General features: G+C 72.3%; 17 protein-coding genes. 6 read left to right on the forward strand and 11 right to left on the reverse strand.

The window, feature by feature from the left end:
- Nucleotides 1-3: 3 nt before the first annotated feature.
- Nucleotides 4-1,290 (reverse strand): extracellular solute-binding protein, encoded by a 1,287-nt coding sequence (locus ACBJ59_RS02450; RefSeq protein ID WP_375108508.1) that lies wholly within the window; start codon nucleotides 1,288-1,290, stop codon nucleotides 4-6.
- A 358-nt stretch (nucleotides 1,291-1,648) separates the two neighbouring features.
- Here ACBJ59_RS02450 and pulA point away from each other — a divergent pair, with 358 nt between their 5' ends.
- Entirely contained in the window at nucleotides 1,649-4,387 is a 2,739-nt protein-coding gene (gene pulA, locus ACBJ59_RS02455; protein WP_375108509.1) for a pullulanase-type alpha-1,6-glucosidase, read from the forward strand.
- A 157-nt stretch (nucleotides 4,388-4,544) separates the two neighbouring features.
- The gene (locus ACBJ59_RS02460; RefSeq protein WP_375108510.1) at nucleotides 4,545-5,189 is read left to right on the forward strand and encodes a hypothetical protein; all 645 of its coding nucleotides are present in this window, start codon (nucleotides 4,545-4,547) and stop codon (nucleotides 5,187-5,189) included.
- A gap of 33 nt (nucleotides 5,190-5,222) precedes the next feature.
- On the opposite strand, the gene ACBJ59_RS02465 is transcribed toward ACBJ59_RS02460, so the two are convergent.
- Genes ACBJ59_RS02465 through ACBJ59_RS02480 form a run of 4 tightly spaced genes read right to left on the reverse strand, consistent with a single transcriptional unit; the run spans nucleotide 5,223 to nucleotide 9,942 of the window.
- Complete coding sequence (locus ACBJ59_RS02465; protein ID WP_375108511.1) at nucleotides 5,223-6,422, reverse strand: DegT/DnrJ/EryC1/StrS family aminotransferase; 1,200 nt, start codon at nucleotides 6,420-6,422, stop codon at nucleotides 5,223-5,225.
- A 35-nt stretch (nucleotides 6,423-6,457) separates the two neighbouring features.
- A complete protein-coding gene (locus tag ACBJ59_RS02470) occupies nucleotides 6,458-7,174 on the reverse strand; it encodes an amidohydrolase family protein (protein ID WP_375108512.1) in 717 nt (238 codons plus the stop codon).
- The gene (locus tag ACBJ59_RS02475; protein WP_375108513.1) at nucleotides 7,171-7,857 is read right to left on the reverse strand and encodes an amidohydrolase family protein; all 687 of its coding nucleotides are present in this window, start codon (nucleotides 7,855-7,857) and stop codon (nucleotides 7,171-7,173) included. The genes ACBJ59_RS02470 and ACBJ59_RS02475 overlap by 4 nt, the downstream gene beginning before the upstream one ends.
- Nucleotides 7,858-7,866: 9 nt before the next feature.
- Complete coding sequence (locus ACBJ59_RS02480) at nucleotides 7,867-9,942, reverse strand: hypothetical protein (RefSeq protein WP_375108514.1); 2,076 nt, start codon at nucleotides 9,940-9,942, stop codon at nucleotides 7,867-7,869.
- A gap of 79 nt (nucleotides 9,943-10,021) precedes the next feature.
- Here ACBJ59_RS02480 and ACBJ59_RS02485 point away from each other — a divergent pair, with 79 nt between their 5' ends.
- Genes ACBJ59_RS02485 through ACBJ59_RS02495 form a run of 3 tightly spaced genes read left to right on the forward strand, consistent with a single transcriptional unit; the run spans nucleotide 10,022 to nucleotide 13,534 of the window.
- Nucleotides 10,022-10,804, forward strand: a complete 783-nt coding sequence (locus ACBJ59_RS02485; protein WP_375108515.1) for an amidohydrolase family protein — start codon at nucleotides 10,022-10,024, stop codon at nucleotides 10,802-10,804.
- Nucleotides 10,801-11,529, forward strand: a complete 729-nt coding sequence (locus tag ACBJ59_RS02490; RefSeq protein ID WP_375108516.1) for an amidohydrolase family protein — start codon at nucleotides 10,801-10,803, stop codon at nucleotides 11,527-11,529. The genes ACBJ59_RS02485 and ACBJ59_RS02490 overlap by 4 nt, the downstream gene beginning before the upstream one ends.
- 43 nt (nucleotides 11,530-11,572) lie before the next feature.
- Entirely contained in the window at nucleotides 11,573-13,534 is a 1,962-nt protein-coding gene (locus ACBJ59_RS02495) for a hypothetical protein (protein ID WP_375108517.1), read from the forward strand.
- Between the two features lie 56 nt (nucleotides 13,535-13,590).
- Here the strand turns inward: ACBJ59_RS02495 and ACBJ59_RS02500 are convergent, their stop codons facing one another.
- The 5 genes from ACBJ59_RS02500 to ACBJ59_RS02520 all read right to left on the reverse strand — a co-directional run bounded on the left by ACBJ59_RS02500 (nucleotide 13,591) and on the right by ACBJ59_RS02520 (nucleotide 19,020).
- Complete coding sequence (locus ACBJ59_RS02500; RefSeq protein WP_375108518.1) at nucleotides 13,591-14,490, reverse strand: dihydrodipicolinate synthase family protein; 900 nt, start codon at nucleotides 14,488-14,490, stop codon at nucleotides 13,591-13,593.
- Nucleotides 14,491-14,559: 69 nt separating this feature from the next.
- Nucleotides 14,560-15,420, reverse strand: coding sequence for a carbohydrate ABC transporter permease (locus ACBJ59_RS02505; protein ID WP_375108862.1), 861 nt, complete (start codon nucleotides 15,418-15,420; stop codon nucleotides 14,560-14,562).
- A 2-nt stretch (nucleotides 15,421-15,422) separates the two neighbouring features.
- A complete protein-coding gene (locus tag ACBJ59_RS02510) occupies nucleotides 15,423-16,289 on the reverse strand; it encodes a sugar ABC transporter permease (protein WP_364136503.1) in 867 nt (288 codons plus the stop codon).
- Between the two features lie 56 nt (nucleotides 16,290-16,345).
- On the reverse strand, nucleotides 16,346-17,596 hold the full coding sequence (locus tag ACBJ59_RS02515; RefSeq protein WP_375108519.1) for an ABC transporter substrate-binding protein: 1,251 nt from the start codon (nucleotides 17,594-17,596) through the stop codon (nucleotides 16,346-16,348).
- A gap of 86 nt (nucleotides 17,597-17,682) precedes the next feature.
- The gene (locus ACBJ59_RS02520) at nucleotides 17,683-19,020 is read right to left on the reverse strand and encodes a DegT/DnrJ/EryC1/StrS family aminotransferase (protein ID WP_375108520.1); all 1,338 of its coding nucleotides are present in this window, start codon (nucleotides 19,018-19,020) and stop codon (nucleotides 17,683-17,685) included.
- A gap of 46 nt (nucleotides 19,021-19,066) precedes the next feature.
- On the opposite strand from ACBJ59_RS02520, the gene ACBJ59_RS02525 reads away from it, so the two are divergent.
- Nucleotides 19,067-20,272 carry a hypothetical protein gene (locus ACBJ59_RS02525; RefSeq protein ID WP_375108521.1) on the forward strand — a complete coding sequence of 402 codons (1,206 nt, stop codon included), beginning with the start codon at nucleotides 19,067-19,069 and terminating at the stop codon, nucleotides 20,270-20,272.
- Nucleotides 20,273-20,499: 227 nt separating this feature from the next.
- On the opposite strand, the gene ACBJ59_RS02530 is transcribed toward ACBJ59_RS02525, so the two are convergent.
- Nucleotides 20,500-21,555, reverse strand: a complete 1,056-nt coding sequence (locus ACBJ59_RS02530) for a dihydrodipicolinate synthase family protein (protein ID WP_375108522.1) — start codon at nucleotides 21,553-21,555, stop codon at nucleotides 20,500-20,502.
- Between the last annotated feature and the right edge of the window lie 19 nt (nucleotides 21,556-21,574).

The following is a 21,574-nucleotide window of genomic DNA, read 5'->3' on the forward strand; positions in this document are numbered from 1 at the left end:
CGGTCAGCCCCAGTCCTTCATGATCCCGCGGTACTGCTCGTCGACCTTCTTGAGCATGTCCGCGGGGCCCGACTTGCCGCCGACGAGCGACTGGTAGCCCTCCAGCAGCGGCTGGAAGAGCTGGCCGCCCTCCGGGATCCACGGGCGCGGGACGGCCGTGTCCATGATCGGCTTGAACACCGCCACGTCCGAGTTGCCCTCCACGTCCGGGTCGGCGTACGCGGAGGTACGGGTGGGCAGGAGGCTGATCTCCTTGGCGATCTTCGCCTGGGCCTCGACGGTCGTCATGAAGCGGACGAACTCGTACGCGGCCGGGATGTTCTTCGAGCCGGCGTAGATGGCCAGGTTCCAGCCGCCGGTGGGCGCCGCGGCCTTGACCGACCCGGCCGGGACCGGCGCGATGCCCAGGTTCGCCTTGTCCTGGAACTCCTTGCCCTGGTAGATCTCCGACAGCGCCCACGGGCCGTTGTAGATCATCGCCGCCTTGCCCTCCTTGAGGGCGGTCATGGCGTTGGCGTAGCTCTCGGTCGTGGCCGGCTTGGGGGCCGCGCCGGAGCTGATCAGGTCGGAGACCGTCTCCATCGCCTTCACGTTGGCGGGCGAGTTGACCACGATCTTCTTGTTGGCCACGTCGAGCAGGTCGCCGCCCTCGCCGTACATGAAGGGCAGCAGGAAGTAGGAGTCGACGTTCAGCGCGAGCCCGGCCACGCCGGTCTTGGCCTTGACGTCGAGCGCGGTCTGCTTCAGCTCCGCGATCGTCTTGGGGGGCTCCTCGTGCCCGGCCTCCTTCAGCAGGCGCTTGTTGTAGATCAGCGCGAGCGTGTCGGTGACCTGCGGCACGGCATAGGTCTTGCCGTTGAACTTCGTGCTGCTCAAGGGCCCGGGCAGGAAGTCCTCGGGCTTGTCCACCGCCCGGCTGCCGTCCAGCGGCTGCAGATATCCCAGCGACGCGAACTGCGACGTCCAGGCCACCTCGGAGCGGATCACGTCGGGCGCGCCCGTGCCGGCCTGCGCGGCCGTCTGGAACTGGCTCTGCGCCTGGTCCGACGGCACGTTCACATAGTTGACCTTGACCTGCGGATATTTCGCCTGGAACTCCTTGATCAACGCCTGGAAGGTCGGCCCCTCACTCTCCGGGCGCGTCGTGTCCCACCACGTCAGCTCGCCGCTCACCTTCGACGGGTCGGAGACCGACGCCGCGGGCGCGGGGGTCCCGCCTCCGCCGCCACAGGCGGACAGCGCCAGAACGAATGCCGCAACGGCGGCTGCGGCCGGTAAGTTTCGTCGCATGATCCTTCACCTCACAGCTCGGTCGAGGTCGGAGTAAGCCGGAGGTTACGCCGACGTGACGCTCACCGGTAGATGGGTTCGTAAGGTTTCTGCAAGTTGTTACATTGATCGCCGCCCGCCGCCCTTGCGCCGCCGGAGCCCGCATCAGCGCAGGTCGGTCCCCATTGTGGACTCCTGACCAGGCCACGTCTGCTGGCGCCCCCGCCAGGAAGCGGTTCCCCGGCATTTCAGAAATTTCCAGAAAGGACTGCAAACGCCGCCTGGCGAGTCCCGCTCAGGAACCTGGCGGCGGCCGGGAACGCGGTCGTCCTGCATTACCACCGCCCGGACGGGAACGACGAGGGGCGGGGGACCGCACGTGTGGGGCGGCGCCGCCGCGCCCGCCGACCGGGCCTCGCCCCTGCGGCCGTCGGGCACAGACGGCTTCGGGGCCGTGTTCACGGTGCCGCTCGCCGAGGGGGCGAAGAGCCTGAGTCACATCATCCACGAGGGCGACGACCAGGACCTGCCCGCCGCCACGGGCGCGGACGCCGACCTGCGCAAGGCCAGGGCCCACTGGATCGACCGGGACACCGTGGCCTGGCGCGGCGGGCCGTCGCTGCGGCACTCGCTGGCCTTCAGCGCCAGGGGCGACATCGCGTACGACGACGCCTGCGGCAACGGCGACCTGACCGGCGACCTGCGGCTCATCCGGCTCCTCCCGGGCACGCTGAGCGAGGAGCAGAAACGGAGGTGGCCGCACCTGGCCGCGTACCCGGCGCTGAAGGTGGACCCGCGCGACGCCGGCCTCGTGCGGCAGGCGCTGCGCGGCCAGGTCGTGGCCGTGGAGCGGGACGCCGCCGGCACGCTGCTGGCCGCGACGGGGGTGCAGATCCCCGGCGTGCTGGACGATCTCTACGCCGAGGCCGCGACCGCCACCCTCGGCCCGTCGGGCCGGACGATCCCGAGGCTCGCGCTGTGGGCGCCGACCGCGCAGAAGGTCGAGCTGGCCCTGTACGGCCCCGGCCGCAGCGTGCACCGGATGCGCCGCGACGACGACAGCGGCGTGTGGTCGGTGCACGGCCTGCCGACGTGGCTGGGCCGCGAGTACACCTACCTGGTCACGGTCTACTCCCCCGCCGCCGGGAAGGTCGTGACGAACGAGGTCACCGACCCCTACAGCCTGGCCGTCACCGCCGACGGGGTGCGCAGCAGGCTCGTGAGCCTCGACGGCGCCGCGCTGAAACCGCCCGGCTGGGACCGGGCGGCCAAGCCGGCGGCCGTGCCGCAGGACCGGGCCTCGATCTACGAGCTGCACGTGCGCGACTTCTCCGCCTCCGACGCGAGCGTCCCGGCCGCGCTGCGCGGCACGTACGCGGCCTTCGGGCTCGACTCCGCCGGCATGCGCGCGCTCCGCGCGCTCGCCGAGGACGGGCTGACGCACGTGCACCTGCTGCCCGTGTTCGACCTCGCCACGATCCCGGAGCGGAAGGCCGACCGGACCGAGCCGGGCTGCGACCTGGCCGCGCTGCCCCCCGACTCCGAGCGGCAGCAGGAGTGCGTCGCGCGCACCGCCGCCAAGGACTCCTTCAACTGGGGCTACGACCCGCTGCACTACACGGTGCCGGAGGGCTCGTACGCGACCGACCCGGACGAGCGGATCAAGGAGTTCCGCGCCATGGTCGCCGGCCTCAACCGGGCCGGGCTGCGCGTGGTGATGGACGTGGTCTACAACCACACCCACTCCACCGGCGTGCTCGACCCCATCGTGCCCGGCTACTACCACCGGCTCCTGGACGACGGCACCGTGGCCACCTCCACCTGCTGCGCCGGCACCGCGCCCGAGCACACGATGATGGGCAAGCTCGTGGTCGACTCGGTCGTCACGTGGGCGAGGCAGTACAAGATCGACGGCTTCCGGTTCGACCTCATGGGCCACCACCCGAAGGCGAACATGCTCGCCGTCCGCCGCGCCCTCGACGCGCTCACCGTGGAGCAGGACGGCGTGGACGGCAGGTCGATCATCCTGTACGGCGAGGGCTGGAACTTCGGCGAGGTGGCCGACGGGGCCCGGTTCGAGCAGGCCACGCAGGCGAACCTGGCCGGGACCGGCATCGGCACCTTCAGCGACCGGCTGCGGGACGCGGTGCGCGGCGGCGGCCCGTTCGACGCCGACCCGCGCGTGCAGGGGTTCGGCTCGGGGCTGGCGGGGGCACCCAACGGCTCCCCGGCCAACGGCACGGCCGAGCAGCAGCGGGAGCGGCTGGCCGGCTACGCCGACCTCATCCGGGTCGGGCTGACCGGGAACCTGGCCGGCTACGTGCTGCCCTCGGGCAAGCGGGGCTCGGAGGTCGACTACAACGGCTCGCCCGCCGGGTACGCGGCCGCGCCCGGGGAGGTTGTGACGTACGTGGACGCGCACGACAACGAGACGCTGTTCGACGCGCTGGCGTACAAGCTGCCCCAGTCGACACCGATGGCCGACCGGGTGCGCATGCAGGCGCTGTCGCTGGCCACGGCCGTGCTGTCGCAGGGGACGGCGTTCGTGCACGCGGGCAGCGAGCGGCTGCGCTCGAAGTCGCTCGACCGCAACTCCTACGACTCGGGCGACTGGTTCAACCGGCTGCTGTGGGACTGCGCGCAGGGCAACGGCTTCGGCGCCGGCCTGCCGCCCCGGGCCGGGAACGAGGACAGGTGGCCCTACGCCCGGCCGCTGCTCGCCGACCCCGCGCTGCGGCCCGGCTGCGCGGACATCAACGCCGGCCGGGCCAGGTACGGCGAGCTGCTGCGGATCAGGGCGTCGTCGCCGGCGTTCGCGCTGGGGTCGCTGGAGGAGGTGCGGCGGCGGCTGACGTTCCCCGACTCGGCGGAGGGCGTGATCGCCATGCACGTGGACACCTCGGGGCTCGACCCGCGCTGGAAGTCGGTCACGGTCGTGTTCAACGCGACGCCGTCGGCGCACCCGCAGGCGATGCCGTCGCTGGCGGGGCAGGAGGTGGCGCTGCATCCCGTACAGGCCGCTTCGGACGACCCGGTCGTCCGGGAGTCGGCCTTCGACCCCGCCACCGGCACGCTCACCGTCCCGGCCCGCACGGTCGCGGTATTCGTGCGGACATGAGTGTCTGAGTGTGACGTGCCGGGGTAGAGGGAACGTTCATCACATCACCGGCACCACATCACTGGAATTGAACGGCACTACGGCGCAGACTGGACAGACTGGACAGACGGCGATCGCGCGGAGCAGTGGAGCACCCGTGGACAATCACCTTGATCACATGCCGGTCCTTTCCCGTGGCAGGCACCGCAACCCCAAGCGCGGGGCCTGCTTCATGGAACTGGCCTCCTACCTGGCCGGAGAACGCTGGAGCGACCATCCGGCGTGCACACACCCATTGCTGGCCGCGCTCGCCCGCCTGGTCAACGACAACACCAGCGACGAGAGCCGGGCCAAGCTCGTCCGGCTGGTCCCCTCCATCATCGGCCTGGCCAGCGACGATCTGCGCGTGGACGCGCACATCGCGCTGCGCTGCGCCACCACGGCCCTGCCGGTGGCGGCGGCCGAGCGCCAGCTCGCGCTGGCGGTGTCGGTGCTGGCCGCCGAGGAGATGCTGGCCAGGCTAGAAGGAGCGCCGTCGGGGCGGCTGAGCGAGCGCAGCCGGCGCGCGATGGAGGAGGTCCCGCAGGCGACCGAGCAGGCCAGGCGCTTCAGCCGGGCGGCCCGGATCACGGAGAAGGGCTTCCGCCGGTACGCGGCGCCGAACGCGGTGCAGCTGGCGGTGGTGGGGATCGTGCAGGCCTGCGTACCGGACCCGGACGCGCTGCTGTGCACGCTGCTGGAGGAGACGATCGCGGACTGCGACGCCTTGATCCGCACCCAGGAGAGCGCCGCTCCGGTCCCCGCGTCCCCGATCCACGCCTGACCCGGTTCACGTCCCGGCTCGTGGCCGCTCACCTCACGACGTGAGGACCTTGGCCAGGGCTTCGGCGATCTGTGCGGCGTTGGCGGGATCGTCCATGAGCATGGACTGGCGTACCCAGATCACCTCGCGGGCGGCCGCCACGGCGGCGGGGCAGGGCTCCGGCCGGGCGCCCGCCCCGGTGAGCGCCGCCATGGTGCCGAGCGGCGGGTAGCCGCCGTCGAGCGGGACGCCCTCCGCCGCCAGGGCCGCCAGCAGGAACGACCGGTCGAAAGGCACGTGCAGGCGGAGCATGAGCAGGTGCCGCGAGTCTCGGGTGGTGCCCGGCGGTTGCGGGACCACCGTCACCGGCCGCTGCCCGGAGGTCCGCTCGCCGTCGTGGCCGGCGGGCATCGGGATGGCGGCCAGCTCGCGCTCGACGGCGGCGCAGAAGGCGTTCCTGCGGTCGATCTCCTGGTCCAGCCGGTCCAGCCAGGGCAGCAGGAGCGCGGCCTGGATCTCGGTCAGCCGCAGGTTCCAGCCGACGGATGGGTGGCCGTACCAGGCGCCGCCCCGTTGGCGGCCGAGGTTGCAGACCGACCAGACGGCGTCGTGGACGGCCTCCTCCCGGCAGACGACGAGGCCGCCCTCCCCCGCCGTCATCGCCTTGCTCGCCTGGAAGCTGTAGACGCCGGCGTCGCCGAGCCCGCCGACCGGGCGCCCCCGGTAGGCCGCGCCGTGCGCCTGCGCGGCGTCCTCGACGACGGCCAGGCCGTGCCGCGCGGCGAGCGCGTTCAGGGGGTCCATGTCGGCGGGGCTGCCCGCGAGGTGCACCGGCATGATCGCGACCGTGCGCGGGGTGAGCGCCGCCCGCGCCGCGGGCACGGACAGGTGCAGGTCGGCCGGGTCCACGTCGGCGATCACCGGCGTGGCCCCGGCCAGCAGGACGGCCGTGGCCGAGGCGACGAACGTGTACGCCGGGACGATCACCTCGTCGCCGGGCCCGACCCCCAGGCCGCGCAGCGCGGCGAACAGGCCGAGCGTGGCGTTGCCGACCGTCACGCCGTACTCGACGCCGGAGCGGCGGGCGAGCGCGGCGGCCAGGTCCGCGCACATCGATCCGCCCTGTGTGGCGCCCCACTGGCCGCTGTCCAGCACGGTGGTGACCAGCTCGCGCTGGGCCTCGTCGAGCGGCGGCGGCCAGGCCGGCCAGGGCGTGGTGCGTACGGGGGCTCCGCCGTGGAGGGCGAGCGTCATGGATGGGGTCCTTCCAGCAGTCGTCGGGGGCGCCGTCACAGGGCTCTTTTCAGCAACCGCGCGAGGTTGCCGCCCTGGATCAGGGCCCGGTCGGCGTCGTCGAGGGGGGCCAGGGCCACGCGCCCGAAGCCGATCCGCAGGTCGAGGAAGCAGGCGTCGGAGCCGTAGACCACACGGTCGGCGCCGATCAGGCCGGCCAGGCGGGCGATCCAGCGGCCGGTCATCCTGGAGCCGCAGATCTCCAGGAAGACGTTCGGGTGCCCGCCCACCAGGTCGGCGGCGCGGGCGAAGCCGTGTGGCCAGAGCCCGGCGTGACCCAGCAGCAACGGCACGTCCGGGTGTCGCCGGGCCACGGTGACGAACTGCTCGGGGTCGCTCCACGGGGAACCCGTCTGGCCGTGGGCGAGCACCGGCAGGCCCAGCTCCCAGACGGGATCGTAGCGGCGGTCGTCGAGCCGGCACTCGTGCACGTCCGGGTGGAGCTTCACGCCCCAGACGCCCGTGCCGGTGAGCCGGTTGCGCTGGTGGGGGTTGTAGACCTGCCAGACGCCGAACCGGCCGGGATGGCGCTCGGCCGCGTCGAACGCCAGCCGGTTGCCCTCCTCGGCGTCGGGGCCGACGGCGAGCAGGTGGCTGATGCCGATCGCCTCGATGCCGAGCAGGTCCATCAGGGTGACCATGCCGCCGGCCGACTGGTCCGGGATGAGGAAGTCCGGCCACGGGCCGAGGTGGCCGTGCGCGTCCAGGATCATCGGCGCTCTCCTTGCCCGAACAGGCCGCCGCCCGAGGCGATCAGGTCGATGTCGGCCTCCGGGAGTTCGAGGTGGTCGAGCAGGAAGCGCGGCCCGCAGTCGTCCATGACCGGGGCACCGGTCCCGAACACCAGCCGCTCCGCGCCGTAGTGCGTGGCCAGCCACTCGACGCCGCGCTGGGTGTTGACGGTGCCGATCTCCAGCCAGAGGTCCGGGATCTCGGTCATGAGCTCGCCGATCGCGCGCAGCCGCCGGTAGCCGGGGTTGAGCAGCAGGATGCGCTGTCCGGGCAGCAGGCGGGCGAGGGCGAGGAGCTCTCCCGGTGAGGTCTCGTCCAGCTCGATGGCCGCGATGGCGCCGAGGTCCGCCAGCCGGCGCACGGCCGTGGGGCCGGTGAGCTCGAACCGGTGGCGCGCCGGGCAGAGCCGGACCATGGGGACGTCCCAGTCCGGCGCCGGCCCGAACGCCTCCGGGAGCAGCACCGGCACCGGGATCAGCCGGGGGTCGCTCAGGGCCAGCAGCGCCTCGTTCCCCGCGTGGACGTCGGAGTAGAGGCTGAGCGTGTGGGTCACGCAGGCGCGGTGAACGCCCAGCCGGTCCATCTCCGGCAGCGGGTCCCGGGGCAGGTCGTCGAAGGGCACGGGGCCGATGAGCCGGTGGGCGTCCAGAACTAATTTCGGCACAGACCGAAATTAGCCTTGCGGTGGCGTGACGGTCAAGAGCGGGCAGCCGGGGTTCAGGTCGATCCTCGCCAGGTGCCGGCCGCTCAGGGCCCACGCCTTCCAGGAGCCGGGCTCGAAGTGGAGCTGCGGGTTGGTGTACCACTCGTCGCCCAGCCCGGTGGCCAGGTGCCGGGCCGCGCCCAGCGCGCCGGGGCCTGGCTCGTCCGTGCCCAGCTCGTAGGCGTTGCCGCCGCCGAAGAAGGTCGAGACGAACACCCGGCCGCGGTGCACGGTCAGCTCGCCGTACCCGGACAGGGTGCCCTGGTGCCTGACCGTCCCGGTGGCCAGGTCGAGGGCGATCCAGGTGCCGGAGTCGCGCTTGTAGACCCCGTAGAGCAGGCCGTCGTGCACCTTGACGTCCTGGAACGTCCGCGCGCCGGGAACCGGGTCCGCCTGCCACCGCACCGTGCGGGAGCTCAGGTCGAACGCCGCGACGGAGGCCGCGGTCCGCACCGGCGGGACGCCGCCGCCGCCGAGCACGTCGCCGCCCAGGTAGACGACCCCCGCGCGGGAGTCGAGCGAGAGGCTCATCAGGCTCTGGCCGGGGATGACGCCCAGGTGGACGTCCATCTCACCGGTGTCCGGGTCCACGATCGTCAGGGCGCCCTCCAGCTTGCCGCCCAGCGGGGCGGAGGCGACCAGCAGCTTGTCGGTCACCGGGTCGTACTCGATGTCCCACGGGCGCTGCTGGTCGTGGCCCAGGTAGCCCAGGCTGCGGATCCGGTCGGTGCGCAGGTCGACGGAGATGATCTGGCCGCTGGGGTAGATCGCGGCGTAGATCTTGTTCCCGCGGCGTACCAGGTCCTTGGGCTCGCCGGGCACCCGGAACCTGCGCTGCGCGCCGGTACGCAGGTCGCGGACGTCCATGAAGAAGTGGCCGCCGACGTAGACGGCGCGGCCGGGCACCAGCAGCATGCTCTGCGGACGCTCGGCGCCGGCCGGCAGTCCGGCCTCGATCAGGTCGGTGAACTCGGACTCGCCGGTGCGCAGGTCCAGCCACCACATGCCGCCGCTGCCGGAGAAGCCGGCCAGGGTGTGGTCGTCGACGGGCGCGAGCCGCCTGGTCTCGTCCTCCTGCGACGGCGGGCCGGCGACCTTGGTGAGCGCGCTGTCGCCCGTACGGTAGCGGTGGACGGCGCCGTCGGGGCGCGAGGTGCCGTAGACCGTGCCGTCGGGGGCGACCGTGAGCGCGTCGAGGCTGCCGGAGCCCAGGGAGACCCGCCTGGCGTCGGTGCCGTCCTTGCGCACGTCGATCAGGACCGGCCCGCTCACCGCGAGGATCCGGTCGCCGTGCTCGGCCACGACGCCGATGCCGCCCGCCCCCTGGGCCAGCTCCCTGACCGCGCCCGTCTTCCGGTCGATGGCGACGAGCCTGCCCTTGTCCAGCAGGCCCGCGTAGACGTTGTCGGCGTCGGCCGCGACCGCTCTGACGTAGCGCTCCCCCGTGGCCAGCACGCCGAAGTCGCGCACCGCGCCGGTGGCCGGGACGTACTCCCTGACCCGGCCGTCGGGATAGGTCCCGGCGTAGAGGGTGCCGTCGGGCGCCGCGGCCAGGGACCAGATGTAGCCGCCGTTGCGGCCGAACGAGGCGAGGTGCGCCACCTCGCCGGTGGCCGGGTCGAAGCGGTAGAGGTCGGGCACGGGGTAGGTGCCGACGTAGACCTTGCCGCCGGACACCGCCGTGGCCCAGCCGCCCTCCGGCTCCCCGGTGGCCGGGGCGTCGGGCAGGCGTACGCTCCTGACCACCTTGCGAGTGGCCAGGTCGATCTCGGCCAGCACGGGCGGCTTCTGGCCGCGGGTGACGACGTAGCCCTTGCCCTCATGGACGACGGCGCCCACGATCGCGCCGGTCACCGACGCCGGCCCGGACGTCTCCACGCGCTGCCCGGCACACGACGGCGCCCCCTGCGCGAGGCTCCGGGCGGCCGCTCGCACGGGGGCCGCCGACGCTGGGGCTGCCGACGCCGTGGTTGCCGAGGCTGGGATCGCGGATACGAGCAAGGCGGCGGCCAGAGCCGCCGACACCACGAGGGGACTGCGCGGCATGACCGCACCTCCGCACATTGTTGCCCAATTTTGGTCCAGACCGTAATCTTCTGAGCAGGATTAGTCAATGGAGGCAGGTGTGACGGCGTTCGACGCGCGTGAACTGGTCGGCGAGCTCGAGGTGACCCTCGACGTGGACGTGCTGGTCGGGGCGTACCCCGACCGCGACGGACCGCCGGGAACGCCGGGATCCGTCCTGGAGGCCCTGGCCGCGCACCGCATCCGGGCGGGCGTGGTGGCGTCGCTGCGGGCGGCCCTGTTCGACATGCGCTCCGGCAACGACCAGGTCCTGGCCCTCTCCGGCGGCCCGCTCGCGCCGGGAGACAGCACGGACGGGGGCCCGGACGGGGGCACCCCAGCCGGCGTGGTTCCGGTCGGGACCGTGGATCTGCGTGACCCCATCGGCGCGGTGCGGGAGATCGACCGACTGGCGCCGCTGGGCGTGCGGGCGATCAGGCTGTTCCCCGACGAGCAGGGCGTCGAGGCGGGCTTCCCCTCGGTCCGGCACGTCGCCAGGAGGGCCGCCGCGCTCGGCCTGGTGGTGCTGACCGGCGGCGACGTACGGCGCTTCTGGCAGCCGTTCGCCGGCCTGGACGCCAAGGTGGTCTTCCTGGACACGCACTTCTACCACCTCGGCGACTTCCTGGTGGTCGCCGCCGACGAGCCCGGGTTCCACACCTCGACCCGCCTGCTCAACTCCCCCGACGCGCTGGAGACCGTACCGGCCGACCGGCTTCTCTACGGCTCGCGCACCCCCCACTACGAGCCCGTCGTCCCCCTCCTGCGCCTGGCGACCGGCGGGCTGAAGCCGGACGAGATCGCCGCGGTGGCGGGCGGCAACGCGAGGAGGCTGTTCGCATGATCATCGACGTGCACGCCCACTGGGGCCCGTGGTTCTTCTCCATGGACGTGGCCGGGGCGAACCTCGCCACCATGGACCGCTTCGGCATCGATCTGTCGATCGTGTCGGCCACCGAGGCAGTGATCTACGACGCCCGCGCGGGCAACCGGGCCCTGGCCGAGTGGCTGGCCACGCAGGACCGCCACCTGGGGTACGTCACGATCAACCCCCGCAGGCCGGCCGACGGCGAGCGGGACCTGCGGGAATACCTGCCCACCGGCAAGTTCGCGGGCGTCAAGATCCACACCGACTACACGGGGTCGCCCGCCTCCTCGCCGCAGACGCGCGAGGCGCTGGCCATGGTCGCGGCGGCCGGGGTGCCCGCGCTGGTCCACACCTGGGGGACCACGGTGCTGGACCTGGCCCAGGTCTGCCTCGACACGCCCGGCCTGCGCGTCATCGCGGGGCACATGGGCGCCGACGGCTTCGCCCACGCCATCGAGGCCGCGAACGCCTGCGACCGGCTCTATCTGGAGCCGTGCTACTCCCACGCGCCGGCCGGCCGCATCGCCCAGGTGGCCGCCGGGGTGGACCGCACGCGGCTGCTCTTCGGCACCGACTCGACCCTCATCGACCCGGCCTCGGCGTACGGCGCGGTGGCGGCCGCGGGCCTGGACGCCGAGACGGCCGAACTGGTGGCGTGGCGCAACGCCGCGCGGCTCTTCGATCTGGACATTACGGCCTAGGCCGTAATAACGTGCGGCCAACCTTCCCGAGGAGTATCAGCGAATGATCCCCCGCCGCCGTTTCCTCCAGGCCGCAGCCGCCTCGGCCGCCGCGACCACCATCCCCGCCCTCGCCACCGGCCCCGCCCACGCCACACCCACCGCTACAGCCACAGCCTCGGGGCGCGAGCCCGAGGGCACGATCACCGATCTCGGCCCGGCCAGCGTCACCAGCCCGCTGGGCAACGCCGAGTTCGTCGGCGACGTGCTGTACCTGGGCTCGCGCGGCCTGGCGCCCAACGTCGTGGGCGCCTGGGATCTGGCCCAGGACAAGGTCACGGCCCACTTCGAGATCCCCACCGGCGTGGGCATCTGGGCGATGTGCAAGGTGGGCACCGACGTGTACGTGGGCACCCACTCCAGGTCGGACCTGTACCGGATCGACACGTTGACCGGCACGACCACGAAGGTCGCCCAGTACCCCGACCCCTACATCTGGACCATGGCCGCCTCGCCCGACGGCAAGGTCTACATGGGCATGTCCCAGCCGGGACGCGTGGTCGAGTACGACCCCGCCACCGGCGCCAGCCGCGACCTCGGCCAGCCCGCCCCCGGCGAGGCGTACGTGCGCAGCATCCAGGCCGACGACACCCACGTCTACGCCGGGGTCGGCAGCAACGCCCACCTCGTCGCGATCGATCGCCGGACGGGCGAGAAGCGCGAGTTGCTGCCCGCCGAGGTGGCCGACCGGGACTGGGTGTCGAGCATGTCGATCAGCGGCACGCACGTGGCCGGCGGCATGAACTCGCTGGCCGAGCTGCTGGTGCTGGAGAAGGCGAACCCGGCCGCGTACAAGATCGTCAAGGCCACCGCGCCGGGCGAGAAGTACATCGTCTCGGTGCTGATCCACGACGGATGGGTGTACTTCGCCGGCCGCCCGTCCGGCACGTTCTACCGCTACCGCATCGAGGACGGCACGTACGAGGTCCTCGGCGTGCCGTTCCCGGAGGCGCAGACCGTCCGGATCCTGGAGCACGGCGGCCGGATCTATGGCGTCCAGGAGCCGGGCATCTTCGTCTACGACCCGGCCACCGGCGCGATCGACTACGTGAGCCACGTGCAGAAGGGGTTCAGGGCGGCCCCCGAGGAGCCCATGTCCGTGCACTCCGACGGCAGGCTCGTCTACGTCGGCGGCAAGGGCGGCTGCGACCTGCACGACCTGGCGACCGGCCAGGTCACCCGGCTGCCCATCCCCGGCGAGCCGAAGACCATCATCACCGCCGGGCACACCACCTACCTCGGGGTCTACACCCAGGCCGCCCTGTACTCCCACCGCGCGGGCGACCCCGAGGCCAAGCTCCTCCTGCGCACCGGCCACAACCAGGACCGGCCCAAGGACCTGTGCCACGACAGGCTGACCGGACTGATCGTGATGTCCACCCAGCCGGAGCCCGGTCACCAGAACGGCGCGCTCGACGTCTACGACCCCAGGACCGGCCGGCTCGACACCTACCGCCCGGTGGTCGAGCGCCAGACGGTGTTCTCGCTGACCGCCCGGCTGGGCACCGTCTACCTGGGCACCAGCACGCAGGAGGGCCTCGGGTCGCCGCCGGTGACGTCGACGGCCCGGCTGGCGGCGTTCGACCTGCGTACCCGTGAGGTGAGGTGGGAGGTCGAGCCGGTGGCCGGCGCGAGCAGCGTCACGAGCCTCAAGCACACGACCCTCGCCCTGTACGGCATCACCGGCGACGGAGTCCTGTTCGAGTTCGACCCGCGCGGGCGCGAGGTCACCCGCACGCTGAAGGTCTGCGAGCGCGGCGGCGACCTGGTGCTGGCCGGGCGCAACGCCTACACCAGCGACGAGAACGCGGTCTACGAGATCGACCTGGTCGCCTTCACCTCGAGGAGGCTCGTGGAGGGGCTGGCGAGCGACTGGTTCGGCGGCGGTTCCCGGCTCGCCATCGATCCCTCGCGCAAGGCGCTGTACGGGCTCAAGGGCCGCAACCTGATCCGGATCGCCCTCTGAGCCCGGCGGCGAACCGGCCCCTGAACTGACCGGGGCACCGGGCTGGGGGCGGCCCCTCAGCCCGGGACCGCCGCCAGGACCCCGGCGCGCTCGCCGTCCGGCAGGCCGGGGCCGTACGGGTCGACGGCGTGCGACTCGGGGATGAGCCCCTCCGCGGCGGCCACCCACAGCATCCGCTGCACGTAACCCTCCATGGGCGCGGTGAACGTGGCCGCGGCCAGCCGGTCCAGCCGCGCGGACGCCCGCTCGAACCCCCGCAGATCATCCGCCTCGAACGCGCGCAGCACCGCCGCCGTCGTCTCCACCGACGCGGCCGCGATGCCCACCAGCGCCGCCTGCGCCCCCCACAGGAGCGAGGGGCCGAACATCCGGTCCTCGCCGGTGATGGCCAGCCGGTCCGCCTCGCGGGTCCGGGCGATCGCCTCCTGGCAGCCCATCGCGTCGGACAGCAGCGCCGTCTTGAGCCCGGCGACGCCGGGGTGCCGGACGATCGCGCGCAGCACGGCGGGCGGGCACGGCGCGGTGTACAGGTCGAACGCGATCATCGGCAGGCCGGCCGCCGCCCACACCTCGTCGTGCAGCGCCGCCCGGTCGCCCTCCGACGGGAACACCAGCACGCCGTCGGCCCCCAGCTCGGCGGCCACCTTGGCCTCCTCGGCCGCCGGAGTCGAGCCCCCGCCGACGCCGGCGATCACGGGGAGGCCCGTACGGCACGCGCGCCCGATCAGGCCGGCCCGGACGTCGGGCGGCAGGAAGGGGCCGCGGCCGGTGTGGGCGAGCACGGCCAGGGCGTCGGCGCCCGCGGCGGCCAGGCCGCGGAAGTACGCCTCGGCGACGTCGAGGTCCACCTCGCCCGATGCGGTCATCGGCGTCGCGGCGGCGGCCACCAGGGCGCCGCGCAGTCGATCGCGCAGCCGCGCGGCCCGCGGGTCGATCGGCGCGCTCATCGTGCTCATCGTTGTTCCCCTCACCGGATGGCCTTCATCAGACGGTCTGGGCGACAAGCGTAGGCGCTCAGTTCCGGGTCACTTCAGCCCGGTCATGGCGATGCTGTTGACCAGGTAGCGCTGCAGCAGGAAGAACACCAGCAGGCAGGGCACCGCCGAGACGGCGGCCGACGACATCAGCGTCGCCCACTGCAGCTCTTCCGTCTTGAGCACCGTCAGCCCCACGGTCAGCGTGCGGGTGGCGTCGCTCTGCGAGATGACCAGGGGCCACAGGAAGTCGTTCCAGTGCCACAGGAAGACGAACACGCCCAGCGTGGCCAGGATCGGCTTGGTCAACGGGATCACGATCGTCCAGTAGACGCGCAGCTCGGAGGCCCCGTCCACCTTGGCGGCGTCGAACAGCTCGTCCGGCAGCCCGAGGATGAACTGGCGCATCAGGAAGACCGCCTGCGAGTTGGCCAGCGTCGGGACGATCAGCCCCCAGAAGGTGTCGGCCCCGCCGAAGTCGGACACCAGCACGTAGAGCGGGATGAGCGTGGCCTGGAACGGCACCATCATCGTGGCCAGGAAGGTCCACAACATGGCGTCGCGGCCGGGGAAGCGCTTCTTGGCGAAGGCGTACCCGGCCATCGACGCCGTGAGCAGGATGATCACGACGGACACGGCCGAGTAGACCAGCGAGTTGATCGTCCACTCGGCGAACCCGGAGGCGCTCAGGACCCGCGTGATGTTGTCGAGGGTGAGCGAGTCGGGCCACTGCGCGGGCAGGGTCGGCTCGCCCCTCGGCGAGAGGGCCACGACGAGCATCGCGATGAACGGGCCCATCGTCAGCAGCGAGATGACCGAGAGCAGCGTGTACAGCGCCCACTTGCGGCCCCGGCGCCGGGGCGCGGCGGTCCGCCCGCCGGCCCGGGCCGTGGCGGGACGCGCGGCCGTCATCGTCACGTGTTCTCCTTGCCGACGAAGCGGCGCTGGATCAGCGAGACGACCAGGACGACGGCGAAGAGCACCATCCCCCACGTGGCCGCGTAGCCGAACTCCCAGAACCTGAAGCCGCGTTCGAAGATGCCGTAGATGAGGGTGTAGCTGGCCTTGGCCGGCCCGCCGCCGGTCATCACGTAGATCGTGTCGAAGACCTGGAACGAGGCGATCGTCTCGATCACCAGCACGAAGAAGAGGGCGGGCTTGAGCAGGGGCAGCGTGATGGAGCGGAAGCGCTGCCAGGCGCTCGCGCCGTCCACCCGGGCCGCCTCCAGGTAGGAGCCGGGGATGGCCTTGAGGCCGGCCAGCAGGATCAGCATGGAGTAGCCGAAGCCCTTCCAGCAGGAGACGAGGGCCAGCGCGGGCAGCACCAGCTCCGAGCGCTCCATGAAGGCGACCGGTCCCAGGTCCAGCTTGGCCAGCATGCCGTTGATCAGGCCGTCGAACTCGTAGATCCAGCGCCAGATGAGGCCGGCGAAGACGAAGCTGGTCACGTACGGCAGGAAGAGGATGCCGCGGAACAGACCGCGCAGGAAGACGATCGAGTTGAGCAGCAGCGCGGTGCCGAGCGAGACCAGAACGACCAGCGGCACGTAGATGGCCGTGTACACCAGCGTGGCGCGCAGGCTCGACCAGAAGTTGGGGTCGTTCACGAGCCGGGTGTAGTTGTCGGCGCCGATGAAGCTCCACTCGCCGCCGATGTTCCAGTTCGTCAGGCTCATGCCCGCCGCGCCCAGCGTGGGGAAGATCTTGAAGATCAGGAACAGCACGAGCATGGGGAGGACGAACAGCAGTCCCGTGATCGGATCGCGCAGGCGATGACGCACCGGGGTTCACACCTTTCCAGAAAACGGGGCCTCCACGCGGGGAGGCCCCGATCGTGTCAGCTGCCGCCGGCCAGCAGCTCGTTGCCCTCCTTCGCGGCCGCGTCGAGAGCCGTCTTGGCGTCCTCCTTGCCGAGCAGCGCCGCCTGCACGTGCGCCGCGATCATCGACATGACCTGGCGGGCCTTGGGGTGGGTGTCACCGGGGAAGGCGAACTCCAGCGACTTGGCGAACTCCTTGGACGTCGCCGACTGGTCCGGGATGGTCACGTCGGTACGCGCGGAGAAGAAGCCCGACTCCTTGGCCAGCGGCCCGGCCACCTCGGGAGAGGCGACGTAGGCGGCGAACTTCTTGGCCGCGTCCTTGTTCTCGGAGTGCTTGGCCAGCACCAGGCCGCCCGGGATGCCGAACGCGACCCGCTTCGAGCCCTCCAGCGGCAGGCCGATGCCCACGTTCTCCGCGCCGATGGCGGCGCCGAGCTGGTCTGCCTGGAGCGCCGTGGCGGCGTGGTACATCGCGGTCTTGCCGGAGGCGAGCGCGCCGCCCTCGATGTCGTTGCCCTTGCTGGCGGTGTTCTCCGGCAGGCCGCCGGCGGTCTTGAGGTCCAGCAGGAGCTGCAGGCTGTCGATGCCCTGCTGGTTGTTGACGGTCACGCTCTTGCCGTCGGCGGCGAAGACCGAGCCGCCGTTGGCCCACAGGATCGGGTAGAAGCTCTGGTTGAGCGAGACCTCGGGCTTGCCCGGGTAGTCGAGCACCGCGACCTTCCCGGCGGCGAGCTTGGGCGCGGCCTCCTTCAGCTCGGCCAGCGTCTCGGGCACCTTGGTGACGCCCGCGTCGGCGAAGAGCTTCTTGTTGTAGATGGGGGCGGTGATCGTCTGGTAGATCGGCACGCCGTAGAGCTTGCCGTCCACGGTCAGCGCGGTGAGCGCGTTGGGCAGGTAGCTGGCCTTGGCGGGGGCGACCACGTCGTCCACGGGCTCCAGCGTGCCCTGCTGGGCGTACTGCGGGATCTGGTCCGGGCCGAGCACCACCAGGTCGAAGCCCTTCCTGGAAGCCAGCGCCGTGGTGACCTTCTCCTGGCGTCCGTCCCAGGGCTGCTGGTCGATCTTGACGTCGATGGCGGGGTTCGCGGCCTCGAAGTCCTTCTCGACCTTGTCCCAGAAGGCCTTGTGCTTGGCCTGGTCCATGATGACGGGGTACATCCAGAGGGTGACCGTGCTCTTGTCCGAGCCCGAGCCGCCACCGGATCCGCACCCGGCGATCACGACGCTCAGGGCGGCCACGACTCCGGCTGCCGTTAGCTTCCTCATCGGTGGCTTTCCTTTCCCGAATACCGGTCCTGACCGAAACCTAGTGAGCGGCGAGCAGCCGGTCAATGCTTGATACATGAACGTAACTAGGCCCTTCCGGGATAGCGCCGGACACTGTCGGCGATCGCCGCCACGTGCTCCGACGTGTAGTGTTCGTTCCAGTCGATGACCACGAGCGTGCTGTCGACCAGCCGCTCGGCCGCCGGGCAGCCGGCGGGACGATAGCCCTCCAGGGGATAGTCCGAGGCGCCGTAGATCGGCCCCTTCCACAGCGGGGCCCGGTTGAGAGGCTCCTTGAGGTATCCGGCCCGTGCCGGAATCCCGGCCGCGCTCAGGTGCGCGGCCAGCTCGGGGGCGTCGCCGCCGGGCAGCACGAGCGGGAACAACCACCAGGCGTGCCCGTCAGGGCGGGGCAGCCGGATCACGCCGCGCCCCTCCCCCGCGCCGGCCGGCTCGCCGGCTTCCAGCACCCCGTCCAGGCCGCCCAGCGCCTCGATGAGCTGTCCGGCGGTGCGCCGCCTCGACTCCACGACGCCCGGCAGCTTCGCCAGTTGCGCCCGGGCCACCGCCGCCTGCAGCTCGGTCATCCGGTAGTTCAGGCCGAGGCTCTCGTGCGAGCGGCCGGCGGCCCGGTCCCAGCCCTTGTCCGCGAACAGCCGCATGCGCCTGGCCAGCTCGTCGTCGTCGGTGATCGCGACGCCGCCGTCGCCGCAGGTGATGTGCTTCCACTGCTGCAGGCTCAGGGTCCCCACGTGACCGGCCGTGCCCGCGTAGCCCCTGGTGGGCAGCTCACCGAGAAGCTCACCAGGCTGCCCGCCGGCCTGCCCGTCAGACGGCCCGCCGGCCTGCTCGCCAGGCGGCCGGCCGGGCTGCTCGCCGGGCTGCCTGCCGGCCTGCCTGCCGGCCGGCCCGGCGGGCAGCTCCGCGAGCCACGCCTGGGCGCAGTCCTCGATGAGCACGAGGCCGTGCTCGTCCGCCAGGGCCCGCAGCGCGGCGATCCGGGCCGGCGCCCCGAACAGGTGCACGGCCATGATCGCGCGGGTGCGCGGCCCGATGAGACCGGCCACGGAGTCCGGGGCGAGGTTGCCGTCGGACGGGTCGACGTCCGCGAAGACAGGAACGGCGTTCTGCGCCAAGATGGGGGCCACGGTACCGAAGTCCGTGATCGGCGTCGTGATGATCTCGTCCCCGGGGTCCGGCGCCGCCGCGACGACCGACAGGTGGAGGGCCGCGGTGCCGGAGCTGCACGCGATCGCGTGGCGCGAGCCGTACAGCTCGCCGACCTCGCGTTCGAGCGCCCGCGCCTCGGTCCCCCAGACGGAGTTGAGCATGCCGGAGCGGATCACCCGCTCCAGTGCCGCCATCTCCTCGTCGCCGAGGGTGCGGCCCGCGGGTTCGGCCATGTTGGGAAAGTGCAGGGTCACCGGATAACCTTTCGGTCTAGACCGTATTAAGGAAGAGGAGGCGCGGGTGGGTATCGTCATCGGAGTCGTCGGCCCGCACGATCTGGTCGACGACGTCGCGGCCACCTGCGAGGAGCAGCCGGGGGTCAGCGCGCTGCGGCTCGACTACGATCACGAGTCGCAGGCCCCGGCCATCGTCGAGGCGCACACCACCTCGGTCGAGGGCTGGCTGTTCACCGGCATCGTCCCGTACATGCTGGCCCGCGCCGCCGACGTGCTGTCGCGTCCGGCCGCCTTCGTCGACTACTCGGGCGCGACGCTGCTCAGCGCCCTGGTACGCCTCCAGCACGAGGGCCATGACATCACCCGCCTGTCCATCGACACCATCTCCCCCGCCGACGTCACCGCCACCTTCCACGAGGCCGGGCTGCCCACCGACCAGCTGCGCACCCTCGGCTACCGCCCGGAGCAGACCTCCAAGAAGGTCATCGCCTTCCACCGCCGCGCCCCGACGCATCCCGTGATCACCTGTCTCAGCTCGGTGCACGAGGCGCTGCGCGGCGAGATGCAGGTGCTGCGGCTGGCGCCGTCGGTGCACTCGGTCCGCGTGGCGCTGCGCCAGCTCCTGCTGACCGCCGAGGGTCAGGCGCAGGAGGACGCGCAGATCGCGCTCGGCCTGGTGGAGATGGACGGCGAGGAGGGGCTGCTGCGCGAGGCCGGCGCGCTCGGCGGCACGCTGGCCGCCTTCCGCGGCGGCACTCACCTGCTGGTGACCACCCGGGGCCCCCTCCACGACGCCACCGGCGGCTTCACCGGGCTGCCCATGCTGACCAGGCTCACCGCGCACAGCGCCGTGGCCCGGGTGGGTTTCGGCCTCGGGCGCAGTGCCGCCGAGGCCGAGAGCCTGGCCCGCCGGGCGCTGGCCAGGGCCCGGCGCATCGGGAGCGTGGCCGCGGTGCTGTCATTGCGCGCCGACACCGACATCGTGCTGGAGTCGGTGGCCGACGAATCCGCCGGCGAGCAGAGCCTGTCGGTGCTCGCCCGCCGGGTGGGGCTGTCGGTGCCGACGCTGGAGAAGCTGCTGGAGGCGCGCGACGCGGCGGGCGGGCAGGCGCTGACCACGCGCGAGATCGCCGAGCGGCTCGCCGTCCAGCAGCGCACGGCGCGGCGGATGCTGCACCGGCTGGAGCTGGCGGGGCTGGCCGAACGCACCGGCAACCTCACCAGCGGCTCCAGCGGCCGCCCTCTGACGCTCTACCGCCTCACCCTCTAGACCCGGCGCCCCCTCCCGGGGCGCGTCCGCCGACCGGACCGGACTGTTCAGGCGAGCCGGACCGTTGAAGAGCGCCCGGCCGTCGTAGCGCGCCGGACCGTCGTAGCGCGCCGGACCGTCATAGCGCGCCGGACCGTCATAGCGCGCCCGGCCGTTGCAGGGCACCCCGCCGTTCAGGAACGCCCGGCCGTTGAGGGGCACCCGGTGGTTCAGGGGCGCCTGGGCGGTCAGGCGAGCCATCGGTCCAGGCCCTCGGCCACGAAGTCGTCGTCGCGGAGCCACGGGTAGGCCGCCCAGATCCGGTCGATCTCCGCGAGCTGGCCCGGCGAGAGCTCCTCTGCCGGGTCGAGGCACCAGCGGCCCGCCAGCAGGCCCTGCCGGCGCAGCACCTCGTGGATGCCCGGGATGCACCCGTGGAAGCCGTTCGCCGAGTCGAAGATGGCCGCGTTGGCGTCCGTGAGGTGGCCGTCGAGGCTGAGCAGCCTGCGCACCGCCCCGTCGTCGCCGGAGCGGGCCAGCGTGGCCTCCTCCAGCAGCTCCACGGCCCGCCGCACCCAGACCGCCCACTGGCCGAGCAGCCCGCCGACGAACTCCACCTCCACCTCGCGCCCGTCCACGACCACCCAGTGCGAGGTGATGAGATCGGCCAGGATGTGGTCGTCGTTGCCCGTGTAGAGCGCCACCTCGCCGGCCCGCCCCGCCCGTACGACGCCGTGCAGCACGTCGAGCGTGCGGTAACGATCGAAGGGGGCGACCTTGATCCCGACCACCGACTCGATCGCCGCCAGCCGCGTCCAGAACTCCCGTGACAGGGCGCGCCCGCCCACCGCGGGCTGCAGGTAGAAGCCGATCACCGGCAGCACCTCGCCCACGGCCCTGGCCCGCTCGATCAGCCCGTCCTCGTCCAGCTCCCGGTACGGGCTGAGCAGCACCATGTGATACCCCAGCGACCTGGCCAGCTCGGCCTCCGCCACCGCCTGCGCGGTGGGCCCGGTCGCGCCCGCCACCAGCACCACCTTGCGCCGGAACTCCCCGGCCGTGGCGGCGGCCAGTTCGAGCACGGGCGGCAGCAGGTCGGTGCCGTGAATGGCGAACTGCGTGGTGTGCACGCCCACCGCCAGCCCGCCGGCCCCGGCCTCCACGTAGTAACGCGTCAGAGCACGCTGGCGGCGCTCGTCCAGCCGCCTGTCCCCGGTCAGGGCAAGGGGATGAGCCGGGATCACCAGGCCACGCCTGAACAGGTCGCGCACGGACGTCTGCGCCTCTGGAGCCGTGCTGAGCACGTGGGTCCCCCTCTTTTCT

The sequence above is a fragment of the Nonomuraea sp. MTCD27 genome, assembly GCF_041950495.1.
GTDB lineage: Bacteria > Actinomycetota > Actinomycetes > Streptosporangiales > Streptosporangiaceae > Nonomuraea.

What these genes read in the sequence shown, in the direction of transcription:
- ACBJ59_RS02465 (WP_375108511.1), bottom strand. Translation starts at nt 6,422, where the DNA reads ATGACGCTCGCCCTCCACGGCGGAGCCCCCGTACGCACCACGCCCTGG.
- ACBJ59_RS02460 (WP_375108510.1), top strand. Translation starts at nt 4,545, where the DNA reads ATGCCGGTCCTTTCCCGTGGCAGGCACCGCAACCCCAAGCGCGGGGCC.
- ACBJ59_RS02480 (WP_375108514.1), bottom strand. Translation starts at nt 9,942, where the DNA reads ATGCCGCGCAGTCCCCTCGTGGTGTCGGCGGCTCTGGCCGCCGCCTTG.
- ACBJ59_RS02505 (WP_375108862.1), bottom strand. Translation starts at nt 15,420, where the DNA reads ATGACGGCCGCGCGTCCCGCCACGGCCCGGGCCGGCGGGCGGACCGCC.
- ACBJ59_RS02490 (WP_375108516.1), top strand. Translation starts at nt 10,801, where the DNA reads ATGATCATCGACGTGCACGCCCACTGGGGCCCGTGGTTCTTCTCCATG.
- ACBJ59_RS02450 (WP_375108508.1), bottom strand. Translation starts at nt 1,290, where the DNA reads ATGCGACGAAACTTACCGGCCGCAGCCGCCGTTGCGGCATTCGTTCTG.
- ACBJ59_RS02495 (WP_375108517.1), top strand. Translation starts at nt 11,573, where the DNA reads ATGATCCCCCGCCGCCGTTTCCTCCAGGCCGCAGCCGCCTCGGCCGCC.
- ACBJ59_RS02515 (WP_375108519.1), bottom strand. Translation starts at nt 17,596, where the DNA reads ATGAGGAAGCTAACGGCAGCCGGAGTCGTGGCCGCCCTGAGCGTCGTG.
- ACBJ59_RS02470 (WP_375108512.1), bottom strand. Translation starts at nt 7,174, where the DNA reads ATGATCCTGGACGCGCACGGCCACCTCGGCCCGTGGCCGGACTTCCTC.
- ACBJ59_RS02500 (WP_375108518.1), bottom strand. Translation starts at nt 14,490, where the DNA reads ATGAGCACGATGAGCGCGCCGATCGACCCGCGGGCCGCGCGGCTGCGC.